Origin of the sequence: Bellilinea sp. (assembly GCF_034432615.1) — a bacterium.
Taxonomy (GTDB): Bacteria; Chloroflexota; Anaerolineae; order Anaerolineales; family Anaerolineaceae; genus Bellilinea.
Window position 1 is genome coordinate 1 of the sequence record NZ_DAOUBL010000373.1, and the last position, 23,774, is coordinate 23,774.

The following is a 23,774-nucleotide window of genomic DNA, read 5'->3' on the forward strand; positions in this document are numbered from 1 at the left end:
CCCCCTCCCGCCTCCCCCAAAATCGCAGGGGCGATTTTGGGGGAGGTGCAGGTGGGGGTTATTGGCATCGCCAGCCAGGTTTTGATCTTATCCCGAACTCACGTATCTTTGGGTGTATCTGCCTGAACATATCGGTTCGGGATAAGCCGTTCAAACAGGGTTATTGGCAGCAATGACCCTGTTTGTTGTTCAGATTTTACTGAATTGGTTCAAAAAACCTTGCATTTTCAGGAGTTCGGTTATAATTAATATGCTAATCTATGCTAAACCGAAGCGGACTGGCAAGTCACTTGATGAAGGGGGACGAGGCCGGGCGCCAGAGTGATTTCCGGCCGCTTCAAAAGCAATCTCGATGGATGATCAAACTACTTATATGGGTTTTGAACCTTTGAAACTGTTCATTTGAATGCGAGGGGAAAGCTGGCTTTGGGTCACACCCGCCGGGTGTGAAGAATGAATGAGTGACTGAGCCGCGCTTCGCCGTCCAAAGCGGCGTACGCTGATTACTTTAAGAGTGCATTGAGGAAAGAACCATCTTTGAATCCGCAGGTTAATTCATAAGCCATTATGTGGGTTTTACACGCTCACTGGCAGCCGCCGCGCCGTCCCACCGAGAGTGGAGGGGTCTTGTTTTGGGCAGAAAGCCCGGAACAAAAACCGGAACCTCGCGGTCGAGGTTTTGCGGCAAAACGCACCCAGGTGCGCGATCATCCTTTCTGCCTTGAACCGGATACCATCCGCCTGCAAATTGGCAGCGGTACACCCCTGGATGATGCGCAAATTGGTGCGGTGCGCCTGCGGCTGCCTTCCAACCAGAACTTTCCGTTACCCTCACCCGATCTGAATCCCGAGTGGCAGCCGGATGAGATTTCTCATCCGAAGCTGCTTCCCTGGCTGGTGCGCGGGTTGTGGCTGCCTGCCAGTAAAGCGTTCAGCGTGCTGGTCAACCTGCCCGGCGAAAGCCGTACCAGCGGATTCATGCTCGGGCCGGATGCGCGCTACTGGCAGACCGTGTGTGGATTGGTGCTGGAAATTCTTGCCGGCCAGCGCATTTTGCCGACCCTGGAACAGGTGATTGTGGAAGGCCAGCCGGAAATCTACCTGGCGCGCTGGCGGCCGGTGCTGGACGGGCAGGAAGACGGGATTCGTCTTGCTCTGTTGGAACGTGCCATGCCGCCCATTTGCCGGGCCGAAGTCAGCAGCGCGGTTGCCATTGGTAAAACCATCAAGCAGGTCAGCCATACCTCACGCAGTCTGCTGGATAGTTTTCTGAAAATGACCTGTGATGCGCTGGCGCGCTCATGGGGGCGCTCCAGGGCACCCCTGCTGCTGCCGGAAAAAGACAACACGCTGGATATCTGGCTGGCAGCATTGTTCAGCCCGGACGCGCGTGTCAAAGCCAGTCCGGCGCAGTTAAAGGCGCTTTACAGCAGTCTGCGCGCATGGATGCGCAATCTGGAAGCCGCAGGAGATGAGCACTTTCGGGTAGCTTTGCGCCTCACGGCTCCGCCGACGGACGATGCTTCTCCCAACCCGCGCTGGAGTCTGGAATTTCTGCTTCAGTCGCGCAGCGACCCCAGCCTGTTGATTCCGGCAGAGGATATCTGGTTCCGCAGTGCGGCAGATATGAAAGCCATTTCAAACCTCAAGCATCCGCAGGAATTGCTGCTGGCCGGCCTGGGATTTGCCGCCAAATTTTTCAATCCGATTCGCACCAGTTTGCAGGCCAAACACCCCACCGGTCTGGAACTGGATACGATCTCAGCCTATACCTTTCTGCGCGAGGCAGCGCCGCTGTTGGAGCAATCCGGATTTGGCATTCTGGTGCCGCCCTGGTGGAACCAGCGTGGTGCACGCCTGGGGGTGAGGGTCAAACTTTCACCTCATAAGGATATACCTGTTCAGGACGGTATCCCGGCACATTTTACATTTCAGACGCTCATCAATTATGAATGGGAGCTTTCGCTGGGGGATACCACCCTCTCCCGCGAGGAGTTTGAGCAGCTGGCTGCGCTGAAAGTGCCGTTGGTGCAGCTGCGCGGTCAATGGGTGCAGCTGGATGCCGAACAGGTGGAAGCGGCCATCCGCTTTTGGGAAAAACAGCAGCGCCGCGGTCAAATGGGGTTGCTGGAAGCTGCCCAGCTGGCGCTGGGCGCCGAAACCGCCCATGGTCTGCCGCTGGACGAAGTCCAGGCCGAGGGTTGGGTTGCGGAGTGGCTGGACCGCCTTGCAGACAATCACCGCCTGAGTGAGTTACCCCAACCGGCCACGCTCAACGGCAGCCTGCGCCCGTATCAACGGTTTGGGTTTTCGTGGCTGGCCTTCTACCGCCGCTGGGGATTGGGGGCTATTCTGGCGGATGACATGGGGCTTGGCAAAACCATTCAGGCGCTGGCGTTACTGTTGTACGAGAAAGAATCGCTGGGCAAACTGCCTGCTCCTACATTGCTGGTTTGCCCGACTTCGGTCGTCACCAATTGGGAGCGCGAAACCCGCCGCTTTGCGCCTTCCCTCAAGGTGATGGTGCATCAAGGCCCGAATCGTCTGCGTGAACAGGCTTTTCAGCAGGCGGTTCAGCAGGTGGATCTGGTGTTGACCAGTTATGCTTTGCTGCGGATGGACGGCGAAACGCTGCAAGGGATCAACTGGTACGGGGTAATCCTCGATGAAGCCCAGAATATCAAGAATCCCTCTGCCAAACAAACCCAGGCGGCGCGCAAGTTGAAATCAGAATTCCGCTTTGCCCTGACCGGTACACCAGTGGAGAACCGCTTGACGGAGTTGTGGTCGATCATGAATTTCCTCAACCCCGGCTATCTCGGTTCGCTGGAAAAGTACCGCCGTGAATTTGCCATTCCCATCGAACGGTTTGGCGACCGCGAAGCCACCACCCGTCTCAAACAAATGGTTGGACCTTTCATCCTGCGCCGGTTGAAGAGCGACCCGCGCGTCATTCAGGATTTGCCGGAAAAAATCGAGATGAAAGAGTACTGTTACCTGAGCGAGGAACAGGCAACCCTGTATGAAGCCGTGGTCAAAGACGCGCTCAAAAAAGTGGAAGAAAGTGATGGCATCACCCGGCGCGGGCTGGTGTTGACCATGTTGCCCCAGCTGAAACAGGTCTGCAATCACCCGGCACACTTCCTCAAACAGCCTGCCGAGCGCGAACCGCTGGGCAACCACACCAACGGACGCAGCGGCAAGTTGACCCGGTTGGGAGAAATGCTGGAAGAAATTTTGGAAAGCGGAGACCGCGCCCTGGTGTTCACCCAGTTTGCAGAAATGGGACACCTGCTCAGCCAGTACCTGCCGCAGATGCTGGGCTGCCCGGTTTACTACCTGCACGGCGGCACACCACCGCCGGCGCGCGATCAGATGGTGCGCCGTTTTCAGGAAGATCCCAGCGCTCCGCCGGTTTTCATCCTTTCCCTTAAGGCGGGCGGGTTTGGGCTCAACCTGACCAGTGCCAGTCATGTTTTTCATTTTGACCGCTGGTGGAATCCGGCGGTGGAAGACCAGGCAACCGACCGCGCCTTTCGTATCGGTCAGACGCGCAATGTGCAGGTGCATAAATTCATTACAGTTGGCACGCTCGAAGAACGGATTGACGAGATGATCGAATCCAAAAAAGGACTGGCGCAATCCATCATCGGCAGCGGTGAAGAATGGCTGACTGAACTTTCCACCGATGAATTGCGCGAACTGGTCATGCTGCGCCGCCCGGAATGAGGGATGCAAGAGGAATTGAGTTATGGACGATGAAATGGAAGGTTGGGGATGGGGGACGAGACCGCGCAAGGTGCGCGGGGGTATCCGTGCGCACAGCAGCAAGGGTGCTTTTGGAAAAAACTGGTGGGCGCGCCGCTGGATTGCGGCGATGGAAAATCTCGTTTCGGCTCCGCGGCTGGCGCGCGGCAAATACTATGCCCGGCAGGGTCAGGTAATTTCGATTGATGAGGACAAAGAGGGCATTACTGCGCTGGTACAGGGTTCACGCCCGAAACCTTATCGGGTTACCATCCGTCTGACCCACCTGACCAATGCCCAGTGGAGTAAAGTGCTGAATGTGCTTGCAGATCAGGCGATTTTTGCGGCGCAACTGCTGGCGGGTGAAATGCCCGCCAACATCGAGGAAGCTTTTGCCAGCGCCGGGGTCAGCCTGTTTCCTCAGACCCATCATGACCTGATCACCACCTGCTCCTGCCCCGATAAAGCCAACCCGTGCAAGCACATCGCCGCGGTGCACTACATTTTGGGAGAACGGTTTGACGAAGATCCGTTTCTGCTCTTTCGAATGCGCGGGCGTACTCAGGAGCAAATCCTGACCTCGCTGCGTGCGCGGCGTTCCAACGGCGAACCGCCGCCCCTGCAAGTCAGTGAGCAGCCGCCTGTCCGCCCCAAGGAGGAACTCAGCCCCCTGGAAGAGCAAATTGAGCATTTCTGGCAGATTGGAGAAAAGATACGTGAGTTTTCGGTGCAGGTGCGCGCTCCACAAATTCCCCAGCCATTGCTCAAACGGCTTGGTGAACCGGACTTTATCTCCGATTTGACCTTGCAAAGCCAGCTGGAAGATGTTTACAATGCCATTACTCAGTTTGCCCTGCTCATGGCGTACGGGGATGCGGTGCTGCCGCCGGCGGAAGAGGATTGAATCCCGACGGACGTTTACCAGCGGAAGAGCGGTGCAGTCAGACGGCGGAAGAAAGCCGTGATTGCCGGGGCATTATCGGCGATGACATAAAGCAAAAACAGCCCGATGACGACCAGCATGAAAGGCACCAGGGCGCCGACCCGTTCGCCCGGCTCGGCAAAAATGAATCGGAAGAAAGTCCATGCCAGCAGCACGGCTGCGATCAAAATGATGCCCCACAGTAAAACGGGGTTAATGTAAAAGGGCAACTGGGGTAAGGGCGGCATTTGAAAAGGTCCGGGCATTCTAATCCCTCCTGAGCGATTCCCAATCATGAATTACGGTTATCATAGGGGATTCCTGCTCCCTTGTCAAAATTTTACCCATAAATCCGGTGTGATTCTCGCTGTTCTACCCTGTAAATTACTCGCGGGTGGTTGCGTACAAATCATCGAAATACACGGTAAAGCCATCGGCTGAGAGCGTGTCCCATGTGGAGGCAAACAGAGCAACCCAGCCATCCGGTTCGGCAGGGGTAAAATTGACTTCCGCCTCCAGATTGCCGTTGATTTCAAGCCGAATGGTTTCTGTGGTACAGCGTATGCTGATTTGATTGACATCATTAGGATTGTCTTTGAGATAAAACGCATCCACCCAATTGCTCGAGGTTAAGGGGAAGAATTCATCGTTTTCTTCTTTACCAATCTGATAGGTGCGGGTATCCAGATCAATTTCCACATAGTGGTAATTGCTGCTATCCTGAAAATTGCACATGACGCCGTAAGTGCCTTCATCGGCGTTGTCTTTAATCTGGGCGTTGAAGCGAATCAGGGTGGGGTTGAAGTCGGTGGGGATGAACGACCAGGCAAAGTATTCCGGCTGTAATATCTGAATGAAATACCGTCCCTCGCTGAAGCCGTGGACGGAGATGTCATCGGCTTCCTCGGCCCACTCGAATAGATTGGATGAAAAATCGTCTATCAGGGTGTCTTCGCTCAGGCTTTGCCCAATGCCCGGTTGGGTGGGCACAGGCGGTACGACAGCCAGTGTGGCTTGCGGTACAAGGGTCGCAAGTGGAGCAAGGGCCGTTTCCAGTTGCTCAAATGGCTGAGTGGCTACCTGGAAAGGATCATCGGTGGCATTGAAAGGCACAAAATTCTCTACGATTGGAGGGATTACCCCGTTCTGTGAGGTATTTGCTTCATTCACAAATCGAAAGAGGGCAATACCTCCGATTACAAATGTCAAACAGCAGCACAATACGACGAGTACCAGCACCACAATCAACCAGGTAGGGAATTTGCTCTTACCGCTTCCGGCGGGCGGTTGGGGGAGTGGGGCAGCCGGCGGCGGAGGGGGTGGGGATGCTGGACGTTCTTGGGTGGGGGGTTCGACAGGCGGTTCTTCTTCTGGCAGAGTTTCCGGTTGGGGGGATGACGCAGCGGTTTCGGATGTCCCTTCCACATATTCCATCGGTGATCCAGTTCCACCAACGGGTTGCCCGCAGCCGGCGCACACTTTCATATCTGCTTCCAGCGGCGCGCCGCAAAATTGACAAAACTTTAAGTTTTCTATCATGATGTTCTCCTTTATGGGGTGGATGGTCAACCCCCACAATTGTTCATTATCATTTTAACGAAAAAACCTTAAAAAAGTTGTAAATTTTTGTGAGGATATTATTTCAAGATGATGATAAACCTCTGGGGGGGCAAAAGAGGGGAAAAATCAACCTTTGAACGGCGGGGGAAGATGTTCCCTTTGTCAATCAAAGGCGATTTAATTGCCAGTCATACGGACGGTAGAGCAGGTTCACCGACCGGCGATTTTCGACAAGCCAGCCGCGGCGAGGATCGCCTGCGGGTAAGAAGCGCAGCAAAAAATCAATCACCCCCTCAACACCCCCAAAATCCTGCTGATACCAGCGAAAGATGCTGGAAAATCGCAGGCCGGTTTCTCCAACCCGTTCGATGTCCTGTTCGACAAAATGAGCGGTTGCCAAATCCAGTTGCTGGTCAAGGTGCGTTGGGCAGTAAACCCCAATTGGCGGGCAGGAACGGCTGGCACAATTCAGGGCAAAGTGAATGCGCGCATCCACGCGCGGCAAAACCCATGCCAGACGCGGGTCATTTTTAGCAAACTGCGGGCCGGGTAAAAATGGGTGACCGCGGTTGGCGCGTAAAATGCCGTGTTCAATGTCATCCAGTGACAGCCGCTGACCGCCCACGCAGTAGGCTGCCTGCCGAAAGAAAGCCAGGCCTCCCCAGCGTTCACTGACTGAGGTGTGCACATTCAGCTCGATGACCGCATGCAGCGCCAGCACATTATAAAGGTTAATCCAGAAGCAGATTTGCTCGGCGCGGTTGCGAAGCTGCCGTGGGTCGAATCGGTTCAGGGCAATGGTCAAATTGCGGAAGTCGCGGGTAAACAGGGAACTGGAACGCAGCCACTGGTAATCCACCTCTTTGCCGTCCGGCGAGATGGCATCCCCAATCAAGCGGTTGAGCAGCAACCGCAAGGCTTCATCCAGTCTTTCCATGGGAGCAGGCGGAATTTCCTGCCCCGGCGGGTTGTTCAGCACCCGTTGGGGGTGGCTGCCGGTCAGTCCATTCAGTAAAAATTCGCGCAGTTGGATCAGCATGGGCATTTTCCGCTTGAATGGTAGCCGAAAATTGCCCCAAATACAAAGGGTTGTGTAAACTCTATCCCTGGGGTTGGGAGGTATCAATCGGCGCTACTGCGCGCACCTGCCAGAACGGGTTCGTCACCGTTGAAGCGGCGCAGCTCCGGCCAGCGCCAACCCACCAGACCAACCGCCAGAATGCAACCCAACCCGCCGGTGATGATGGCAGCCGGCACGCCAAACGCCTGAGCCACCACACCGGCTTCGATCTCACCCAGTTGCGGCCCGCCCATGAAGAAGATTTGATTGATGCTCACCATGCGTCCCCGCAGGGCATCCGGTGTTTGCAGCTGACGGATGGTATTGCGCAGGATGGTTGAAACCGCATCGGCTGCACCAATCAGCATCAGCGCCAGGAAGGTCAGCCAGAACCAGCGCGAAAGACCAAAGATCACTGTGGCAGCGCCGAAGACCAGTACAGCATCCATCAGGATGATGCCCTGCCTGTGGAGATTGCTGCGTTGGGAGAGCGCCAGGCCGGCGATAATTCCGCCCACGGATTGAGCCCCTGCCAACCAGCCGTATTCAACCGGCCCAACCCGTAGAATATCCTGTGCCACGAACGGCAGCAGCGTGTTGGCCGAGGAAAAGAAAGTGGCTAAAAAGTCCAGCAGCATCGAGGAAAGGATGATGGGTGAATGGAGGATGAAGCGGATACCCTGCCGGATGGCGGGCCAATCAATACCACGTTTGGCGATGAGCCGGGCTGCAGCCTGCTGGGGTACTTCTCCCATGGCGATCAGCGCAGCAATGACTGCCAGATAAGATATGCCATTCAACAAATAGGTAAATTCCTGTCCAGAGTAGGCAATGACTACACCGCTCAAAGCCGGGCCGACGATTGAGCCGGTGGTCATGGCAATAGAGTTGAGGCTGAAAGCGCTGGGCAGGTCTTCTTTGGGCAGCAAGTTGGGAATCAACGCCTGCCGCGCCGGGGTATCGAAGGCAATCGCGGCAGCTTGCAGGGCAGTCAGGACATAAATATGCCACAGGCGGATCATTCCGAAAGCGGTCAGACCGGCGAGGATGAGGGCGGTCAGCATCATGACCGATTGAGTGGTAAGCATCAGCCGTCGGCGATTGTGCCGGTCAGCCATGAGGCCGGCAAACAGTGAAAGCAGTAAAATGGGGATGAAGCGGGCTACGCCCACCCCGCTGACGGCTACCGGCTGATCGCTGAGGGTGCGAATGTGCCAGAACAAAGCCCACAATTGCATTTGTGAACCGGCGACTGAGATGAGCATTCCAGCCCACAGCAGGGTAAATTTGCGGTGGCGCAGCGCAGGCGGAAGATGCAGGAATGGTTTCATGGTTTTCAGGTCTGCTCCCCAATTAATTTGAACGCGCCTATCTTATCCCTTAAGTAACCGGTTGAAAAGGCTTACGGCATTATAATATCGCCAGCAGGTTTTCCGTTTTCCAACTCTACCCGCGAGGATGATTGCCTTGTCCACCTCAACTCCCTTTTCCTTCCTGACCCATCTTGAATGCTCCCAGTGTGGTGCATCCTTTGATGCTCAACGGTTGCAAACTTTCTGCCCGGACTGCCAGACACCCCTGCTGGCACGTTACGATCTGATGAGCGTGGCAAAACAGTTGAAGCGCGAGCAGTTTCAGACCCGCCAGCGGGGGATGTGGCGCTGGCACGAACTGCTGCCCGTTCAAAGTGAGGATCAAATTGTTTCCCTGGGAGAGGGAGATACCCCCATGCTGCACTTGCCGCAGCTGGGCAGTGAACTGCACCTGCCGCACCTCTACCTGAAGGATGAAAGCCTCAACCCGACCGGCACCTTCAAAGCGCGCGGCTTGTCGGCTGCCGTTTCGCGCGCCCGCGAACTGGGCGCGCAATGTCTGACCATTCCCACCGCCGGAAATGCCGGCGGTGCACTGGCAGCCTATGCTGCTCGTGCCGGTCTGCCTGCTCAGGTGTTTATGCCAGCCGATACGCCGCCTGCAAATATCGAGGAAACGCGCATTACCGGGGCCGAGGTCAGGCTGGTGGATGGACTGATCAGCGATGCGGCGCGGCTTTCGGTGGAGGCGGCCCGTCAAAGCGGCGCGCTGGATGTTTCGACCTTCAAGGAGCCCTATCGCATGGAGGGCAAGAAGACGATGGGGTATGAAATTGCCGAGGCTTTTGCGTGGAGCTTGCCGGATGTGATTGTCTATCCGGCCGGCGGGGGAATGGGGCTGGTTGCCATCTGGAAGGGACTTGGAGAATTGCGTCAGCTGGGCTGGCTGGACGGGGAAAAACTGCCGCGCATGGTGGCGGTGCAGGCAGCCGGCTGCGCGCCGGTAGTGGCTGCATTTGAAAAGCGCGCCTCAACCTGCGAATTCTGGCAGAACGCCCAAACGCTGGCTTCCGGCTTGCGCGTGCCAAAAAGCTTTGGCGACCGGCTTATCCTGCAAACGCTGTACGAAAGCGGCGGGTTGGCGCTGGCGGTCAGCGATGATGAAATCCGGCAGGCTCAGCAGGAACTGGCGCGCCGTGAGGGAATTTTTGCCGCACCGGAGGGGGCAGCCAACCTGGCTGCTTTGCATCATCTGGTTAAAAGCGGCTGGCTGCAGCCGCGTGAACGCATTTTACTGCTCAATACCGGCACGGGGCTGAAATATCTGCGCTGATGTGCTACCGCCCAGCGTTGCCGATGAGAGGGAAGTAATATTGATAGGGAGCGTTGATTTTTACCTCGACCAGAATTTGGGTGAGGATTTCGTCGCCGCTATGCAGTTCCAGCACGGCGCGGTGCATTCCTGGCAGCAGACCCTCACTGTTCACGGTGAGGTGGAGGGGAATGGTCGAGCCACCTGGCAGACTGCCGCTGTCCGGTTCAATTTGCAGCCAGTCGGTTTCCTGCCAGAGGGTCAGGTCATCGAGGAAAAAATTGGTCGTTGCGGAGGTGGTTTGCTGCGAGTAAATCTTGAGATTGTGGCTGTTACCATCTGCAAAGGCAGATAGATCCACCTCATGACGGCGGTAATCGGTTTGCCAGCAATGAATGCCGCTGACATTTTGACGCCAGATTTCGTTTTCGTCCACCAGTATTTGAATAAAATCGGCTGGGTTGCCGCAGCCTTTCACCTGCAGGTAAAAGCGTAAAAACCCCTTTCCGGCCGGCAGCCTGAAGGATTGTTCCAGCCACCCTTCTTCGGTTTTGGATGCTCCGCCGAACCATGCCCACCACTGTCCGCTGTGGGGCAAAGCCGAACCGTAACCGCCGCAGGTTGAAACGCTGCACAGGGGCGTTCCGAACAAGAGCGAGTACTGCCGCCATGGGCTGCTGGAAGAGTTGCCCAGCTCAAAGCCGCCATCTGCCAGCAGAGGCGGTTGATGCAGTGTCCGTTTGACAATTGAAAAGGGGGTTTCCTGCCAGCCCTGGTTGGAAAGACTGATGCTGTGGGTCGTGCTTTCGCCGGTTTGTAATTCCACCTGAAAAGAGCTGCTTTCTGCTTGCAGACAGGGATGGTCGGAGAGGAGGTCGAAATTCTGCACTGTGGTTTGACTGGCGGGTAAAGTCAACCAGACTTCCTGTTCAATCATCCCCTCCGCAGCAACTGTCAGACGGTAGCTGCCCGGGCTTAAAGTCAGCAGGTAAGTTCCATCCGCGGCGGTGGTGGTGATGCGAACGGGCTGGTCGGGTGAATTAGCGCTGTAGGCTGTAATTGTTGCGCCCTGCACGGGTAGAAATTGGAAAGCATCACAGACCTGACTGCCGCGAACCAGTCCCTGCAGGGTTGCTGTGTTGGCACAGTGGTTCTGAGCTGCCTGCACGGCTGCCAGTGCGTTGATTTCTCCCCAACCAGCGGCATAATTGGGCAGGTTGGTCGGCGTTGCGGGCGAGCCGTCGTCGTAATACACCGGCGTTGCAGTTTGCTCGATGATCGTTTCGGTGAGGGCGTAATTGCCCACCAGACAGGGGGCCGCCTGCCAGATCAGCGCCACCAGACCGGCTACATGCGGTGCCGACATGGATGTGCCTGACAGCCGCTCGTAGGCGTTATCGGAACCCGCGAAAGCCGAACGGATGTTGACCCCCGGCGCCAGCACCTGAGGTTTGAGGCTGGCAAACCCCTGGCGGGGGTTGATGGTATCGGGGTTGTCGGTTGGCCCCCAGTTGGAATGGGCTGCATACTGCCCGTCGCTGTTGCCGCTGGAACCCACCCCGGTTACGCTGCCGTAACGCGCCGGGTTGCCAACCGTGTTCAAGCCGGGTGGAAAATCATAACCGCACCCGCCGGCATTGCCGTTCGAAAATACCGGGTAAATGCCGGCCGCCAGCCAGGCGTTGACAGCGCTTTGGAACCAGCCATCGTAATCACTCCCGCAATCTCCCCACGAGTTGTTGACCACCTGCGGGCGCAGGTCGGGGTTGGGTTGGCTGCCGTCGGTGCGGGTGGGCGCCAGCACAAATTGGGCGCAGGCCAGCAATTGAGCTTCGCCGCAGACGTTGCCTTTGCAGCCGCGGCAGGCAATCCAGTCTGCCCCCGGCGCGATGCCAATCTGATTGTTGCTGCCGTCCTTGCCGACCATGATACCCATGGTGTGTGTGCCGTGACCGTGAAGATCCAGCGGAGCGGGTTGTTGCAGATAAGGATCGAACCAGTTATAGTCGTGAGAAAAATTGCCCCCGCCCAGATTGCCGCGGTAGGCGTTGATCAGCGCCCGATGGGTGTAGCGCACACCGGTATCAATGCTGGCAACGGTCAGGCCGCGGCCGGTAATACCCCGCTGCCATACCTGCGGCGCCTGAATGTGAGTCAGGTTCTCCTCCACGGCTTGAACGGTCACGGCCGGGAAGAGCGGGCGCTGGACATCATGTAAGTAAATTTGGCGCGGCGCGCGGATGGATTGAATTTCGGGGAAATTCAGCATCTGTTGTAATGTTGCTTCCCCGGAAGATTCGACATAAATGGCATTTTGAATCCAGAAGGACTGGTAATTAACTCCCAGGCGCTGCAACTCCGTTTGAACGCGTGCCTGGGTGAGTTGGGCGGCGCGCCTCAATTGATCGTAGACATATCGGCCGCGTTCCTCCCAATCCATCAGGGTGGCGGGGGTGAGGTCCGCTGGTGCGTCGAACAGGATCCAGTAATCGGCGCTGCCCTCTTCCTGAATCTCCTGCAGGACTTCGATATCCACCGGGGGTTGATCCGCTGGCAGAATCGAATCGGCATCGGCCTGAGGCGGAATGGCCAGCCAACCGCTCAGCAGCGCAATCAAAACTGCAAAAATCCAGATAAAACCTGACCGCCCTTTCACTCTTTCCCTTCTATGCCAATCGTTATTAAACAATAACACGCTTAGGGTAAATTTACCTTAAAAAATCTATAAATTTCAGGTTTGTCAACATCTTAAAAAGCCGCTGCAGGTTTGCGCAGCGGCTTTTAGTCGGTTAAAACGGCTTTAACTCAGGCGTATGCCAATGCCTGATCCAGATCGCGGAGGATGTCTTCGACATTTTCCACGCCAACCGAAAGGCGCACCAACCCATCGGTAAGGCCGATTTTCAGGCGTTCCTCGCGCGGCACATTGGCGTGAGTCATGCTGGCCGGGTGTTGAATCAGGGTGTCGGTGTTGCCCAGCGAAACGGCGAGGGTCATCATTTTAACGTGGTTGAGCAAAGCTTCACCGGCTGCCAGTCCGCCCTTCAGTTCGAAGGACATCATCCCACCGAAGGCGTACATTTGCTTTTTTGCCAGTTTGTGATCGGGGTGAGATTCCAGTCCCGGATAAAAGACCCTTGCAACTTTGGGATGGTCTTCCAGATAACCGGCAACCTGCATGGCATTTTCGCAATGGCGCTGCATGCGCAGTTCAAAGGTGCGCAAACCCAAATTGGTCAGCCAGCAGTCGAAGGGGGCAGCCGTTCCGCCAAGCGTCTTGAGCAGGCTGGTGAGGGGGCCGTGTACCCAATCCACATGGCGACTGACAGCTGCTCCACCGACGATGGTGCCGTGACCGGACAGGTATTTGGTGGTGGAGTGCAGGACAACATCGGCTCCCAACGAGAGCGGGCGCTGAGCATATGGGCTGGCAAAGGTGTTATCCACCATCACCCAGGCGTTGTGGTGGTGGGCAATTTCGGCTACGGCTTTGAGGTCCACAATCGCCATGGTGGGGTTGGCCGGGGTTTCCACATAGGCCAGCACGGCGCTGGGGTTTTGCTCAAAGGCCTGCTGCCAGGCCTGCGGCTGCAGATCACGCAGCCAGACAACCTTTACGCCGTAACGCGGCAAAATTTGATCAAGAAAAGTGAAAGTCGCGGCGTAGAGGGCCTCCTGGGCGATAATCGTATCACCGGCTTTGACCCGCGCCAGAATGGCGGTGGTGATGGCAGCCATACCGGTGGCAAACACCTGACCGGCGACAACCTCGTCAGGGCTGCGCTGCGGTTGAGCGCGCAGGAGGTCCAATCCTTCCAGGGCGGCAATTTTGCCCGCCAGTTGAACCTGATTTGGATTTTTGATGCGCGTGTAGGTGAATCCGCTGTCTTCTCCTTTGAAGATTGCGGCACCCGTAGCCACATCCGGAAAGCCGAAGGTTGAAGTCTGGAAGATGGGTGCCACGTGCGCGTGGTAGGGGTTTTCCCCTTCGTTGAAGTGATTGACCAGCGTACCAATGCCCTGTCTGGAATCAAAGTTCCCCATTCGTTTCTCCTGATTAAGGTAGAGTGATAGGAGTATTATATCGCCGATTGTGTTTTCTGCCTCAGGACGGCGGGCATAATCGCCGGCAGACTTCCTCAAACGTTGCGGCGTCTGCCAGCGCCAGCAGGGTATCACCCGGCTCGATGACTGTGCCGCCGCTGGGCATCACAAAATCGTTTTGACGGGCAATTAAAACCACCAGAAAATCATCCGGCAGGCCGAGTTCTACAATGGCTTTTCCCGCCATCGGCGAATTCGGCGGTACTGCCAGTTCCTTCAATTCGCTTTTGAAACCGCCGACCGGGGTGAATTCAATTGGATAAATCCGTTTGGGGGCGGCCGGCGCATCCAGTTTTAACCAGCGTGCCGCCGGTGTGATGGTGGTGCCCTGAAACAGCACCGAGGTGAGCACCACAAAAAAGACAATGTTGAAAATCAAGTCAGCCTGCGGGATTTGTGCCAGCAGTGGAAAAGTTGCCAGAATAATGGGTACCGCACCGCGCAGTCCAACCCATGAGATGAACAACTTTTCCCGAAAGGCAAACTGGCTGCCGATCAGGGCGATTAAAACGCTGAGCGGACGGGCAAGCAGCATCAAAGCAGCGGCAATCAGCAATCCGCTGCCGGTAACCGAAACCAGCCGCGAAGGAAAGACGAGCAGACCAAGGGTGAGGAACATGGCAATTTGCATCAACCAGGCCAGCCCGTCATGAAAGCGCAGCAAACTGCGGCGGTGAATGAACTCGCGGTTGCCCAGCACAATGCCGGTCAAATAAACGGCCAGAAAGCCGCTGCCGCCGAGAATGGTGGTGATTCCAAAGGTGAGGAAAACCAGCGAGAGGGTGAGTACCGGGTAAAGCCCCTCGTACCCCAGGCGGATGTGGTTGATCAGCCAGACCATGATCCGCCCCATGAGCAGGCCGATCAGCGCGCCAACCAGCATTTGCAGCGCAAATAAGCCGATCAGGTTGAGAGGGGAACGGTTGGGGAATTGAATCAACTGAATGATGCCGACGGTCAGGAAGATGGCCATCGGGTCGTTGCTGCCGGATTCCAGCTCCAGCACAGGTTTGAGATTGCCCTTCAGGCTGATTCCTTTGGAGCGCAGCACCGAGAAAACCGCCGCTGCATCGGTGGAAGAAACGGTTGCGCCCAGCAGCAAGCCGATTTCCAGCGGTAAACCCAAAACTTGCATTGAAACCCAACCGGTCAGCAGCGCGGTGATCAAAACACCTAATGTAGAGAGGAGGATGCCCTCTTTCAGGACTGCCCGCACCTGAGTGATGTCGGTATCCAGACCGCCGGCGAACAAAATCAACACCAGCGCAATCACCCCAACAAACTGGGCAACAGCCGGGTTGTCAAAGTAAATGCCGCCGGGACCATCAGAACCCGCCAGCATGCCCAGCCCCAAAAATAACAACAGAACCGGCACGCCAAAACGATCCGAAATTTTACTGACCAATACACTGATCAACAATAAGCCGGCGGCGGCAATCAAGCCATATTCATTCATCATCAGGCTAAATTAACGTCAATATGGGATAAATGATTTTCACATCAACTTTCGAATTTTCGTCCCCCTCCCGCCTCCCCCAAAATCGCTGGGGCGATTTTGGGGGAGGCGCAGGTGGGGGTTATTGGCATCGCCTGCCAGGTTTTGATCTTATCCCGAACTCACGTTAAATTATACCGTCCGGCGGCCATGGAGGCAGGTTAACCTGCCGGTTAAATTTGCCGGTAGGATAAAGGCACTTTATCGGCTGTTATGCGCCGCCTGCGCCGTAGAAGTTGGGATCGGTGGGTGTCTGCCCGGACGGGTCCCAGACATAAACCCAATCCCCTTCTTTGGCCCAGTCAAACAACCATTTGGAATCGCCAATGGACAGGTTGACACAGCCATGTGTACCGGCGTAACCGAACAGGGTACGCCAGTAGGCACCATGCAGGGCGCGTGCCTGATCAAAGTACATTGTCCAGGGTACATCCTGCAGGTAATAATAGTCGGAGCGGTCGGCTTCAAAGGCACCGCTCATCGTTTCCAGTTCTTTTTTCTGATAGATCTGGTGCAGGCCGGGGCGGGTGAAGAAGGGTTCTCCCCCGCTGGCAACCAGCGTGGCAAACACCAGCTGGCGGTTTTCATAGACTGCCAGAGTCTGCTCGTAGAGATTAATCTCGATCCAGCGGTCGTTGGTCACCCCCTCCGGCGGGGTCGTGTTGATCACCACCTGGCGGATATAACGCCGTTCGACCCACTCATCCACGCCGATCATGAACCAGTCGGTTTTATCGGCCGACTGAACGGCATAAATGGGCACCGCATTCTCGCGATAGAGGGTCTTACCGGTTTTGGGCGCATTGTATCCCGGTGCGGCGCGCACTTCAACGGTGTCCATGATCCAGCCAAAGTTATGGTCGGGCGTTTTCTTGAGGATCAAACCTTGAAAGGATGAATAAGCCACCGGTGAAGCGCGCAACCATTCGCCGGAACGCAGGCGTACCCATGGCTTATTGTTGTAGTACTCCACCGCGATGAAGGAGACATAGCGTAATTTACCCGGGTCAATAAAGCGGGTTGGATTGTTTCCGTTGACAGCGTCCTCAAAAGTGGCATACAGAGGTACTTTCTCGTTTTCCGGCAGGTTGATGCGGGCAATGTTGACCGGTGCGCGGGTCAGATGCGGGGCAGGGCGGTAGGCCGGCAGGGGCGCATCGGGATAGCGTAAGGCGGTAGTCTGGGCCAGCTCGCTCAGACGCTGCGCCGGGCCGAGCAGCAGGCAGTCCTGCGGGTCTTGCAGGTAAACCCCCGGCAGACAGAGCGGCTTGCCGTTTGAAGCCTGTCCTTCCGGCTGAAAAGTTGCTTTTGCCTGAACAGGGGAAGGCGGGAGCAGCCAAAGCAGAAATCCCGTAAATACCAGTAAGAGAACTTTTTTCATCTGGATCACATGACAGTCTGGTTTTATGGTTGAATGATTGTGAATGGATTATACCATGAGGAAAAGTTGGGTTTTCCGGGCTGAGATATTTCTTGTTTGCCGTCACAGGGTTTTATCTATCGCGTGTTTTGGATTGCTTTTCGAGGTGATGGACATATCGCGAAAATTCACTGTCCGGGATGAATTGAATCCATAATCCCAGGCGAATCATACGCTGGAAGAAGATCACATACTTTTCGGGGTTTGTTAACGCTTCCAGCAAGCGGTTGACCCAGTTAGAAATTTTACGGAAAAGAACAAGGAAAGGCAGAAGGGGTATGGCAATCAGAATGACAAGCGGGGCAATCATGATCATAAGAACAAGATAGAGTATCTTCACCAGGAGATAGAAGGGACTGAGAAGCCAGTCGGTAAGGGCGTGCGGATGCCCACAAAGCTTGCTACGGTAGCGGTAGGCGGGGATGGTAATGATCCACGTGATGCCGCAAAATAAAACCAGCAACGCAAAAAGAGCAAAGAGGAATCTTAATCCATCTGATGGAGACATGATGTAAGACCTTTTAGCGGAAAAAGTAAAAAGGTTGAAATTTCCCCTGACTGGTTTAATTATATCTCATTCTCGTGCAACGAGGCTAAAAAGGTTTTCTGGGCATGCTTGTGGGAAAGTTGACCTCCCTTTTGCGGGTGAAAATTCCGTAAACCAAAAAGGGGGTTGAAATGTGAGTAAGTTGGTGGTATTATGATATAGATGATAAAAATAGTCAATAACTCGACTGGGTTATTATCCTTCTATTGACGAGAAACACGCGGGGATGACCTGCGTGTTTTGATTCTCCACCCTTGCTCCATTCCCGATTCACGGCAAAGTCGAGCATCTCAATTTTCTAACAGTTGAGAGGGCTATTTTCCTTTTATTCAGACAAATGGAGGTCAATATGCCGTTTACCGATCGTTCTGATCTGTTCGGCGCCGTCCATGAGGACGGTATAAACCGATTGGTGCGCCACATCATGCGCCAGCGTCCATCCCTGTTTAATTACGCAACACCCTTTTTTCATAACAATGCAGAATTGTTTTGCGTAAAGTTCGAGGTGGACGATAAGGTATTGAAGGCGAAAAATCCGCTCTTTACCGAGCAGGAACCGCTGCCCATTTTAGGGGCGCCGGTGCCAATTGGTTTGAACTTTTGCTTGCAATTAACCGATGCACAGCTTGATTTTCACCCCGGTAATGTCTTTGGGCTGCCGCCTGAATTGGGCAGGCTGGCGGATCAAAGGTTTGCCCTGCGTTTGAAAGGCTGCATGGGAATAGATTGCCCCCCTAAGGAACTGATTGATGAGCTGCTGCCACTCATTGAACGTTATCTGGTTGCTCAGCAGCAACTGGCAATCGGTGAAACCAAAGAGCGGGTGCCCGGTATAAGCACCCATTACACACCCCCTTCCAGCGCGTTCGACAACCGAGAGCGAGAGCGTCCCCGCACGGTGGCATTACCGACCCGTTCACTGATCTGTTTTTGTCTGGAATTGTACGCCGTTGGGCATTTTGAGTGGGGAACCGTGCCCGGCTCTCAACAAATCTGGCTCAAGACACGCCTGGACGGCCTGGAAATTGTGGACATCGAACCGAAGGATATGGAAAGCGCAATTGAATGCTACCTGACCACGGTGCTGAAACTGGGCATCCTGCCGCGCCTGATCATCCCGCTGGAAAAAATGGTGCTGGATATCAGCAAGGAATTCCAGGAAATGGGTTTGACGCTCGGTAGAACCGTAACTTTACAGCCTTCTGCCGTTCCCGCTGATGTTCCCAACAATCCGGCGGTTGAAGAGGATCAAATTAAGGCGTTTCTCAAATTGACCGTCACAGGAGGAGCATAAGCCATGGCTGACCTGACTGTTGCCGTATCCGAAAGCGCATTTCAGCGCCTGTTTGTGGTTTTGCGCGACAGCATCCGCTGGGAAGCGCAGGACATGACCAATTTTGGTCCTTTCACGGCCGGTTACCATGTCAAGGGACATCTGGAAGGGGGCAGCGTGGATTTCCGCGCCGATAATTCGGTGCTGATTGATGAACTGGATGTACGCTGGGATAAGTTTGAATTTACCCTTGGTCTGGATATTCCCGAAATTTGCGTGGGCGGCGGGTGCATCAACATGCCCTGGCCGATTCCGGATATCTGTCTTCCGCGCTGGTGCATCTTTTCCGCCAACCCGGATATTTCCATCTCTCCGGATTTAGCCGCTTTTGTGGCTCAGGAATTGAGCGTGGCCGGGCGGCCGGTGGTGCGCTATTACGACGCCAGTATCCCGCCGCCGGTCATTGACCCGTGCGGCTTTCTACGCGATATCCTCGTTGACAACAGTATCATTGACCCCTTTCCGGATCACAATCAGTGGCATATCCACCTCAACCCGGATTTCATTGACCTTGACCTGTTCGACTTCGCCGATATTGTTGGCAACCTGATCGAAAACGCGCTGACCGCTGCTGTGACCGCACTGCTGCCCGGCGGCTGGGTACGCGATTTGATTCTGGCCATCATCGGCGGGATTGCCGACTTCATCCGCTGGCTGCTGGATATTCCCGATGAAATTGACGAATGGCTCAGTGATCTGTTCAACATCAGCTTTGGCCTGGGTGACTTGCTCATCCAGCTGATTGGGGAATTCTTTGGTGCCTGCGTGCCGCTTATCCGCGTGGATGACCCGCTGGAAGTTCTGGCGAAGGAAATCAGCACTTCGGTGCTGTTGAGCGGTTCGCCGGTTGAACTGGTAGCGGTCACCGTGCCCGTGCGCAGCCTGAGTGTGTATGTGGATAATGCGGAAATGGTTGTACAAGCGGATATTGGAGGTTAAGCGATGAGAACCAATCAGAAACAAGCCATAATCAACCGGGCGTTGTTCACCCAACGTTCGTTCGATAGCAGCCGAATCAGCGTGCTTTCTACATTGATCCATCGCTTCGAAGAAGCTGGGGATTACGAGGTGTTCATCAGCCGCACCAACCGCACGCCGGCGCGTTTTGTCGTTACGGTTGTAGAGGGTGATGCTCCTTATCAGCACAACCTCGATCTTTCCACTCTGGAAAATCCCAAAGAGCGCGATTGCTGCCGGGAGGATGCCGACCTGCGGCTGCACACCGGCGGAGTGCTGGGTTTTTACAACTCGCAAGGTGTATCCACCTTTCAAGTCAGAATTGTACGGCTGGGAAGCAAAGAAAAGCAGGTCTTGTTCAATCATGCTGAGCAGATTCCGGCTGGTGACTTCTTCACCGTGACCCCTTTGCGTCCCGGTATTTACCGGGTGAGTGATACCTTGAACAAGGCCGAAATGGCGCTCAAGGTGATGATGCCGCCCTCACCCGAGCAGGGAAAGGCGGAAAAGGCGACCAAAGTCAAAGGTGAGCGGCCGCCATCCACTTACCGCCCCGATCAACCGTTGCTGGTTTCGGTAGGCAAGAAGGGTTTTGACCGCCGTGAAGCCAGTCTGTTCTCCGGGCAGACGCTGGTCTTTCAGGTGCAAAGCGCCGCCCGGCTGCGGGTTGAACTGGAAAAAGAGGACGAAGCGGTTACATCGCCGCCCAAAAAACGCCCGGATAAGCCTGCCCGTACAAAAAAGCAATCCTGAGCGGTTTACTTTAACCGTTCGGCAAACTGCTTGCGGAATTTGCTGACTTTGGGCTGAATGACAACCTGACAATACCCGGCGTAGGGATTCTTCTCGAAATATTCCTGATGATATTCCTCCGCCGGGTAAAAGGCGGTAAACGGTGCCACTTCGGTGACAATCGGTTTTTGCCAGATACCTTTCTGGTTCAATTCAGCAATCAGACTTTCGGCAATTTGACGTTGTTGCTCGTTGTGATACAGGATGATCGAGCGGTACTGCGTACCGACATCGGCGCCCTGCCGGTTGCGGGTGGTGGGGTCATGCACCGAGAAAAATACTTCCAAAATCTCCCGAAAGGAGATGACCGCCGGGTTGAAGGTAACCTGCACCACCTCGGCATGCCCCGTCAGACCGGTGCATACCTGTTCGTAGGAAGGGGCGGGTGTCTTTCCGCCGGCATAACCGACCACGGCATCTTCCACCCCCTGCAGATGAGCAAAAATGGGTTCCAAACACCAAAAGCAGCCCCCGCCGAGGGTTGCCACTTCTAATTTACTGGCTTGATTCATCATGGTGATCTCCTTTCTCGATTATCGTTCACATCTGGCTTGTCTGCCAGAGGGAAGGACAGGTTTGTAAAAGGTTTACCTCAGGGATGGGTTACCAGCGGAAGAAAGAGCGGGTATGAAATTACAAACCACGGCGCTGCCGCCGGGTCGCTGGTAAAAAACTGGAGCAGTAAGCGGGCAATTTTGTTGCGCCCCGCCGTGGATGGGTGTGTGCAGTCCCGCACCAAATCCTGCGGCAGCCAGCTAAAACCGTCTGCGCGCGGGTTAATGCCATCCGCCCATAAATAGGCAGACCAGAGCAAGTAAGGGGCGCGCACTTCGCCGCGGGAGGAGTCATAGTTGAGAGCCGGGTCGCCGCTGAGTTGCGCTTCGATCAGCCATTTGACAGCAAAGCCGGTCTCGAAGGCGGCCGGCTCCGGGCTGAGACCGTTCCAGTAGGTGTACGAACGCGTCCGGCTGGAAAGAAATACCATTTGCACATTGGGGTATAACTGATGGATGTTTTGGACAATGGTCGTCAGGTCGGATTGCAGGGTTTGGGCTTTTTGTGGAAAATTGCCCCCACCGGTGCGGGTCAGTTTCAGCCAGACCACCTGAACCTGCAACGGGGATAGATCGGACACGGCAATTCGTCTGTTAACTTCCTGCCAGGTTGATGCTCCAGGATTCAGCCAGTATTCGGCGGTTTGGCCGGCCTGCGCTCCATTGACCAGTACGAGATGCGGGTTGATGCGGCTGTCTGCCTGGGCAAGGCTGCGAAAGGTCGAAAATTCCATGGCTGTGTTCGACATGCCCACCGAGATCATACCGATTTTGCCATCTTGTCCATCGGGGTTACCCTGCCTGTCGAGGGGGACAATGCGGCGGGCAATTGCCCGCCCGGCATCATGGTGGGCCGGTGGGGGTGAATTGCTGCCGTTGGGGTAAAGACCGCCGCTGAAACCGGTATGTGTGCCATCCATGCGGATGTACTCAGTATTGCCCAAATCGCTGAGTGGCGGGCTGACCGGGAAAAAGTCACCCTCGCAAAGACTTTCCTGCCGTGCATGGGCAGGTGTCTGCCGGTTGAAGGGGGCAGATTGGGCTGGCTTTACCTGAGCAAGGAAATGCAGCACAACGGTTAAGAAAACAGCAAATGATATTTTGACTTTGTTAGTCATGATTTTTGTGTTTATACCCCTTTTTGTCCGCCACGACAACCCCCAAACCGTCAGCCGGCGATATCTGTCAAATTATCACCAATTCTTATTCGGGGGAAGCGTTGCGGATGGTGACGGCCGGCGGTAGCTTTGTTATGGCTTACAAGCGGGTGTCTCAGCCGCGTCAGGTTTTTATTTTTGAGCAGATGCATGGCGAACGCCTGATTTATTCCGAAACGTGCGGTTCGTATAATCTCGGCGGGGAGATGGCTGCCAGCGGTGATGTGGTTGCCGGGGTTTGGGCGCAGTGTGATCAGACGTGGTTCAGCACCAACGCTGAACTGGTTTATTTACCCCTTTTGAAAAAGTGATTGAATCTTTATGGCAATGGCTTCACCACGATCCCCCGTCCGGTGTAAGCCGCGGCGAAGCGTTCCAGCGGGATGCGGGCGGCAGCCTGCAAGGCCGGGCTGCGCCCGGAAGGGTTGTGTAAAATGACAGCCTGTAATTGATCGTCGGCCAGCTCCGCGCCAAAAACCAGCACCAGATGCCCGCCGCGTTTGGTGATGGCCCGGCTGGTACCAATTTCGTGCGAAACCGATGCGATGATCATCCCGCCTTCGGAAAGGGCGGGGACAAATTCATCCGGCGTCAGGCGGCGCGCTTCGGCAAAGAAACCTTCCGCTTGCATCATCTCTGCCAGCGTGCGGTGCAGCCAACCGCGCTCAAGGGAACTGCCATCCTCCCTTTTTTCGCTCAAATAACCGCCCAGTGCCGCCCCCTGCCTTGCCCATTCCAGCAGGGAGCGTTTAGACCCATCCAGTGCCTCAACCGCCATTTTAACGCAGGCAGCGCCGCACGCCCGATTTGTCCAGTAAACATATTCTTCAAGGGAAAAGGCTCCGCTTTCTGCCCAGTGCGGGTCAAGCCATGCAGGCATCCGTTTTTCAAAAAAAGCAAAAGCCAGCCATGGGCTGGCGATTTGGGCGTAATACGGCACAGGGTAAGGGGCGGTCAACAGGCGGGTTGGTGTTCTGCCGTCCGATATTTCATTTGCTGCCATGACCTACTGCAAGCCCCTCCGTTGAAAACCGGTGATGATCCACACCACGCCAAAGAAAGCGGTGCAGGTCAGCACAATGGCGGCCCCCGAAGCCACATTCAGGTAATAAGAGAGGTACAGTCCAATCACACCGGAAAGCGCCGCGAAAAGTGCGGCGAGTGCCATCATCACCGGCAGGCGGCGGCTGAGCAGCGAAGCCGTGGCAGCCGGGGTAACCAGCATGGCGACCATCAGGGCAACCCCCACCGTTTGCAGCGAAACCACAATGGCAATGGCAATCAGCACCATCAGCAGATAATCCAGCAGGCGGGTCGGCAGGCGCAGCGTGGCTGCCAGCACCGGATCAAAGGAAAGGACGACCAGTTCTTTGTACAGGAAAAACACGATCAGCAGAATGGCTGCCCCAAACGCAGCCGTCAGCAACAGGTCGGGCGGGCGCACACCCAGCACATCGCCAAACAGAAAATGCGCCAGGTCGGCGGTGTAACTGCGTACCGA

At 55.5% G+C, this 23,774-nt stretch carries 20 protein-coding genes; 7 read left to right on the forward strand and 13 right to left on the reverse strand.

The genetic code is table 11. The features are described 5' to 3' along the window. Positions 1–567 precede the first annotated feature (567 nt). Both VAE48_RS16515 and VAE48_RS16520 read left to right on the forward strand, forming a co-directional pair. Positions 568–3,729 (forward strand): DEAD/DEAH box helicase, encoded by a 3,162-nt coding sequence (locus VAE48_RS16515; RefSeq protein ID WP_322794436.1) that lies wholly within the window; start codon positions 568–570, stop codon positions 3,727–3,729. A gap of 22 nt (positions 3,730–3,751) precedes the next feature. Beyond that, on the forward strand, positions 3,752–4,651 hold the full coding sequence (locus VAE48_RS16520) for an SWIM zinc finger family protein (protein ID WP_322794437.1): 900 nt from the start codon (positions 3,752–3,754) through the stop codon (positions 4,649–4,651). A gap of 14 nt (positions 4,652–4,665) precedes the next feature. Here the strand turns inward: VAE48_RS16520 and VAE48_RS16525 are convergent, their stop codons facing one another. The 4 genes from VAE48_RS16525 to VAE48_RS16540 all read right to left on the reverse strand — a co-directional run bounded on the left by VAE48_RS16525 (position 4,666) and on the right by VAE48_RS16540 (position 8,620). After that, positions 4,666–4,935 carry a hypothetical protein gene (locus tag VAE48_RS16525; protein ID WP_322794438.1) on the reverse strand — a complete coding sequence of 90 codons (270 nt, stop codon included), beginning with the start codon at positions 4,933–4,935 and terminating at the stop codon, positions 4,666–4,668. A 118-nt stretch (positions 4,936–5,053) separates the two neighbouring features. After that, positions 5,054–6,208, reverse strand: coding sequence for a zinc ribbon domain-containing protein (locus VAE48_RS16530; RefSeq protein WP_322794439.1), 1,155 nt, complete (start codon positions 6,206–6,208; stop codon positions 5,054–5,056). 187 nt (positions 6,209–6,395) lie between these two features. Next, on the reverse strand, positions 6,396–7,268 hold the full coding sequence (locus VAE48_RS16535) for a DUF547 domain-containing protein (RefSeq protein ID WP_322794440.1): 873 nt from the start codon (positions 7,266–7,268) through the stop codon (positions 6,396–6,398). A gap of 83 nt (positions 7,269–7,351) precedes the next feature. Further along, the gene (locus tag VAE48_RS16540) at positions 7,352–8,620 is read right to left on the reverse strand and encodes an MFS transporter (protein WP_322794441.1); all 1,269 of its coding nucleotides are present in this window, start codon (positions 8,618–8,620) and stop codon (positions 7,352–7,354) included. A gap of 136 nt (positions 8,621–8,756) precedes the next feature. Here VAE48_RS16540 and VAE48_RS16545 point away from each other — a divergent pair, with 136 nt between their 5' ends. After that, complete coding sequence (locus VAE48_RS16545; protein ID WP_322794442.1) at positions 8,757–9,935, forward strand: threonine synthase; 1,179 nt, start codon at positions 8,757–8,759, stop codon at positions 9,933–9,935. 4 nt (positions 9,936–9,939) lie between these two features. On the opposite strand, the gene VAE48_RS16550 is transcribed toward VAE48_RS16545, so the two are convergent. From VAE48_RS16550 to VAE48_RS16570, 5 genes are all read right to left on the reverse strand, one after another. After that, the gene (locus tag VAE48_RS16550; protein WP_322794443.1) at positions 9,940–12,570 is read right to left on the reverse strand and encodes a S8 family serine peptidase; all 2,631 of its coding nucleotides are present in this window, start codon (positions 12,568–12,570) and stop codon (positions 9,940–9,942) included. Positions 12,571–12,719: 149 nt separating this feature from the next. Continuing rightward, a complete protein-coding gene (locus VAE48_RS16555) occupies positions 12,720–13,958 on the reverse strand; it encodes an aminotransferase class I/II-fold pyridoxal phosphate-dependent enzyme (protein ID WP_322794444.1) in 1,239 nt (412 codons plus the stop codon). Between the two features lie 61 nt (positions 13,959–14,019). Beyond that, the gene (locus VAE48_RS16560; RefSeq protein ID WP_322794445.1) at positions 14,020–15,477 is read right to left on the reverse strand and encodes a potassium/proton antiporter; all 1,458 of its coding nucleotides are present in this window, start codon (positions 15,475–15,477) and stop codon (positions 14,020–14,022) included. A gap of 247 nt (positions 15,478–15,724) precedes the next feature. Beyond that, a complete protein-coding gene (locus tag VAE48_RS16565; RefSeq protein WP_322794446.1) occupies positions 15,725–16,894 on the reverse strand; it encodes a L,D-transpeptidase in 1,170 nt (389 codons plus the stop codon). Positions 16,895–17,006: 112 nt separating this feature from the next. Continuing rightward, entirely contained in the window at positions 17,007–17,441 is a 435-nt protein-coding gene (locus VAE48_RS16570; protein ID WP_322794447.1) for a hypothetical protein, read from the reverse strand. Positions 17,442–17,829: 388 nt separating this feature from the next. Here VAE48_RS16570 and VAE48_RS16575 point away from each other — a divergent pair, with 388 nt between their 5' ends. From VAE48_RS16575 to VAE48_RS16585, 3 genes are read left to right on the forward strand one after another with little or no spacing between them, the layout of a single operon-like run. Beyond that, positions 17,830–18,774, forward strand: coding sequence for a hypothetical protein (locus tag VAE48_RS16575; protein ID WP_322794448.1), 945 nt, complete (start codon positions 17,830–17,832; stop codon positions 18,772–18,774). Between the two features lie 3 nt (positions 18,775–18,777). Then, positions 18,778–19,752: a hypothetical protein gene (locus tag VAE48_RS16580; RefSeq protein ID WP_322794449.1), complete on the forward strand. Its 975-nt coding sequence runs from the start codon at positions 18,778–18,780 to the stop codon at positions 19,750–19,752. Positions 19,753–19,755: 3 nt separating this feature from the next. Further along, complete coding sequence (locus tag VAE48_RS16585) at positions 19,756–20,523, forward strand: hypothetical protein (protein ID WP_322794450.1); 768 nt, start codon at positions 19,756–19,758, stop codon at positions 20,521–20,523. A 5-nt stretch (positions 20,524–20,528) separates the two neighbouring features. Here VAE48_RS16585 and msrA read toward each other — a convergent pair whose 3' ends face one another. Next, positions 20,529–21,077, reverse strand: coding sequence for a peptide-methionine (S)-S-oxide reductase MsrA (gene msrA, locus VAE48_RS16590; RefSeq protein ID WP_322794451.1), 549 nt, complete (start codon positions 21,075–21,077; stop codon positions 20,529–20,531). A 77-nt stretch (positions 21,078–21,154) separates the two neighbouring features. After that, complete coding sequence (locus VAE48_RS16595) at positions 21,155–22,234, reverse strand: hypothetical protein (RefSeq protein ID WP_322794452.1); 1,080 nt, start codon at positions 22,232–22,234, stop codon at positions 21,155–21,157. A 23-nt stretch (positions 22,235–22,257) separates the two neighbouring features. On the opposite strand from VAE48_RS16595, the gene VAE48_RS16600 reads away from it, so the two are divergent. Further along, positions 22,258–22,584 carry a hypothetical protein gene (locus tag VAE48_RS16600; RefSeq protein ID WP_322794453.1) on the forward strand — a complete coding sequence of 109 codons (327 nt, stop codon included), beginning with the start codon at positions 22,258–22,260 and terminating at the stop codon, positions 22,582–22,584. Positions 22,585–22,592: 8 nt separating this feature from the next. Here VAE48_RS16600 and VAE48_RS16605 read toward each other — a convergent pair whose 3' ends face one another. Both VAE48_RS16605 and VAE48_RS16610 read right to left on the reverse strand, forming a co-directional pair. Next, a complete protein-coding gene (locus VAE48_RS16605; RefSeq protein WP_322794454.1) occupies positions 22,593–23,276 on the reverse strand; it encodes a hypothetical protein in 684 nt (227 codons plus the stop codon). A gap of 3 nt (positions 23,277–23,279) precedes the next feature. After that, positions 23,280–23,774 (reverse strand): metal ABC transporter permease (locus VAE48_RS16610; protein ID WP_322794455.1); only part of this gene is annotated, 495 nt, incomplete at its 5' end.